At 47.6% G+C, this 3,224-nt stretch carries 3 protein-coding genes and 1 pseudogene; all 4 read left to right on the forward strand.

All coding sequences use genetic code 11. The annotated features are described in order from the left end of the window. Nucleotides 1-342, forward strand: a pseudogene (locus B3O33_RS02310) (hypothetical protein); the annotation flags it as partial. Nucleotides 343-509: 167 nt separating this feature from the next. Further along, nucleotides 510-1,085, forward strand: a complete 576-nt coding sequence (locus B3O33_RS02315; protein WP_292359095.1) for a YqaA family protein — start codon at nt 510-512, stop codon at nt 1,083-1,085. Nucleotides 1,086-1,156: 71 nt separating this feature from the next. Beyond that, on the forward strand, nt 1,157-1,780 hold the full coding sequence (locus B3O33_RS02320) for a LexA family protein (protein ID WP_292359097.1): 624 nt from the start codon (nt 1,157-1,159) through the stop codon (nt 1,778-1,780). Between the two features lie 2 nt (nt 1,781-1,782). Next, nucleotides 1,783-3,057 (forward strand): Y-family DNA polymerase, encoded by a 1,275-nt coding sequence (locus B3O33_RS02325; RefSeq protein ID WP_292359290.1) that lies wholly within the window; start codon nt 1,783-1,785, stop codon nt 3,055-3,057. Nucleotides 3,058-3,224 lie beyond the last annotated feature (167 nt).

The raw sequence follows: 3,224 nt of genomic DNA on the forward strand, positions 1-3,224 counted from the left end.
TTTGAACGTGGTGATGCCGATAATGGACTGGTACGCGGCTGGGATATTTCACTGGAATACAATGCAAATGATCCGGAGCAGCAGGGGGGATTGGAGATTTTCAGTTCGTATATTCCACTTCCAGACACCACGGATCCTGCGGTGTTAGCTGAAAAGAAACAACGCGAAGTGTATTTTCACTGGCCGATAGGCGATATCTGCAGTTTTATTAAAGCGGAACAGGCACAGCAGTGGATTGATGAAGTCAGTCAGCCGTTGCAATTTATTGAAGCCGGAGATCGGTTAAGGATTGAGGTTGTGCATCAGCGCTTTTATGCAGAGCATGAATACCCGCTGATTTGAGCCGTTTCCAATCAACATAGTGTTTCAGACAATGGTTATTCCGTTATGAAAACCTGTCTGATCCCAGGTTATTTACAGTTGGATTCACTTAATTTTTTTATGGTCTGGCTGGCATCATATAAGTATCGGGTTTTGAGTTACTTATCCAAGACAGGAAATCAAGTCACTTGAAAAAATTCAAACAGCTGGGTTCGCGGTTGGTCAATTCCAAACATATGCTATGGGGGGTGGCTTTTGCTTCTTTTATGGAGTCGTTGATTGTGCCGATTCCGCTGGAAACCATTTTGATTCCACTGATGCAGGCACGCCGGAAGCTGCTCTGGGCCATCAGTGCCATGGCGTTACTGGGCTGTATTATCGGCGCGGCGTTAGGATATGCGATTGGCTATTTTGTGTTTGGTCTGATCGGTGAGCAAATGATTGCGCTGTTGTCGACGCCAGAGCAGTTTGAATCCATTCGGCAGCAGATTCATTTACATGGTTTCTGGTATGTCCTGAGTGTCGGCGTGACGCCGATTCCATTTCAGATTGCCATGCTGGCGGCCGGAGCAACCGGCTACGCATTTTTGCTGTATATGCTGGCTACCATCGTTTCCCGTGGGCTGCGTTATTTTGGTCTGGGCTTATTGGTCTGTCTGTTTGGTAATCAGGCGCAAAACCTGTTTGAAGAACATAAAATCGGTGCATCGGTTTTTATTATCGTATTGATTGGCCTTATCTGGAGCGTGTTGTTATTCAGCTAGTGAATTTTTCCTTGCCTGTTCGGGAAGTGATTCGTACACTTGATTAACTGTTTCAATTAATCAAGTGATTTATGACAATTCGCTCAAATACGCATGGCGGTCGGCGTGCTGGTGCCGGACGAAAGAAAGGTTCGGCTATCAAAGAGCCGACAACGGTGATGCGGATTCCTCAAAGTCAAAAACCGGTGATTGCTGACTTTCTGAAAGCCTATCGACGTTATCAGTCCACCCAGAACCAATCTCCACACATGGTAGACGAGCCAACTGTATTTGAACGCCCCGTCATTACGCCGGCCAAACGCAGCTGGCCCTTATTCAGTTCCAAAGTTGCGGCGGGTTTTCCCTCGCCTGCAGATGAACATGTCGAGAAGCGGCTGGATCCCAATGAGTTTCTGATTGATGATGAGGAGGCGACATTTTTTGTCACCATTCAGGGTTATTCGATGATTGATAGTGGTTTATTGCCGGGTGACAAAGCGGTGGTGAATCGCGCCAAGAATGCCAGTATCGGCGATATTGTGCTGGCAGTAGTTGATGGCGAATTTACCATTAAACTGCTGGCGAAAACCAAAGAGGGTGCCCCACGATTACTGCCATCCAATCAGTCCGGCGAGTATCAGCCGATTGAAATCAAGGATGGTATGCAGTTTGAAATCTGGGGCGTCGTCACCGGCTCATTCAGGCGTTTTAAGTGATAATGTCACGCAGTATTGCCCTAATCGACGTCAATAACTTTTATGTTTCCTGCGAGCGGGTATTTAACCCAAAACTGGCCGGTAAACCGGTAGTGGTGCTCAGTAATAATGATGGCTGTGCGGTGGCAAGAAGTAATGAAGCCAAAGCACTGGGCGTGCCGATGGGCGCGCCGTGGTTCAAGTGCAAACCGCTGGTGCAACAGCATCAGATCATCGCTTTATCATCCAATTATGCGTTGTATGCCGATATGAGTAACCGGGTGATGCGGATTCTCAACCAGTTTTCGCCGGATCAGGAGGTATACTCGATTGATGAGTGTTTTCTGGATCTGAGCGGTTTTCAACATCTGGATTTACTGCAATATGGTCAGCAGATCCGTCACCGTGTCGGGCAATGGACAGGGTTGCCGGTCAGTGTCGGCATAGGTGCCAGTAAAACGCTTGCCAAACTGGCCAATCATTGTGCTAAAAAGCTGCCTGAATATGATGGGGTTTGTGACTTTAATCAGTTAAGTCCTAAACAACTTAACCATTTACTTGCCGATCTGGATGTAGGTGAGGTGTGGGGCGTGGGTCGTAAACTGGCAGTGAAGTTGAAAACGCAGGGCATTCTCAGCGTTTTGGATTTAAAACAAGCCAATGCTGAAACCCTGCGACGCCAATACAGTGTGTTGATGGAAAAAACCGTACGTGAACTCAACGGTATCAGCTGTCTGGAGCTGGAATATTCCATCAGTGACAAAAAGCAGATCTTGAGTTCCAGAAGCTTTGGTATTCCCGTGACGGATATGAACAGTCTGGCCGAATCCATCAGTCTGTATACCAGCCGTGCTGCTGTAAAACTGCGGCGACAGTACTCAGTGGCGCGGATGATTCAGGTGTATATCCGCACCAGTCCCTATCGAGAGGGGGATGCGTATTATGGCAACAGCATGATGGTGGCTTTGCCGATGGCTTCAGATGACACCAGAGTATTAGTCAAACATGCACTGACAGCATTGAAACAGATGTATCGTCACGGTTTTAACTACGCCAAAGCCGGCATTATGCTCACCGAATTGCAGCCGAAAAGCGGTCAGCAGCAGGATTTGTTTGCCCTCAATCAGGATCCAAAATCCGGTAAGTTGATGACAGTGATGGATAATATTAATGCCTGTATGGGTAAAGACGCTTTACAACTGGCTAATCAGGGATTTAAGCGTCCCTGGAAAATGAAACAGGAAAGAAAAAGTCCGGGTTATACGACCCGCTGGCAGGATCTGTTGTCAGTGCGCTGACAACCTGTTAGGCAGTTAGCAGACACCCTGAAAACAGCTGTAAAGCTACTCCGCGATAATGATTTCAGCACCCGCATTCAATCTGGCATTGGGATTGAGGATCACGCGGTCCTTAGTGGTCAGGCCTGAACGGATCTCCACTTCACTATTATCCAGACGACCCACAC

Origin of the sequence: Methylophaga sp. UBA1464 (assembly GCF_002325665.1) — a bacterium.
Taxonomy (GTDB): domain Bacteria; phylum Pseudomonadota; class Gammaproteobacteria; order Nitrosococcales; family Methylophagaceae; genus Methylophaga.

Coding starts and splice junctions, on each gene's coding strand:
- B3O33_RS02320 (WP_292359097.1), top strand. CDS start 1,157: ATGACAATTCGCTCAAATACGCATGGCGGTCGGCGTGCTGGTGCCGGA.
- B3O33_RS02325 (WP_292359290.1), top strand. CDS start 1,783: ATGTCACGCAGTATTGCCCTAATCGACGTCAATAACTTTTATGTTTCC.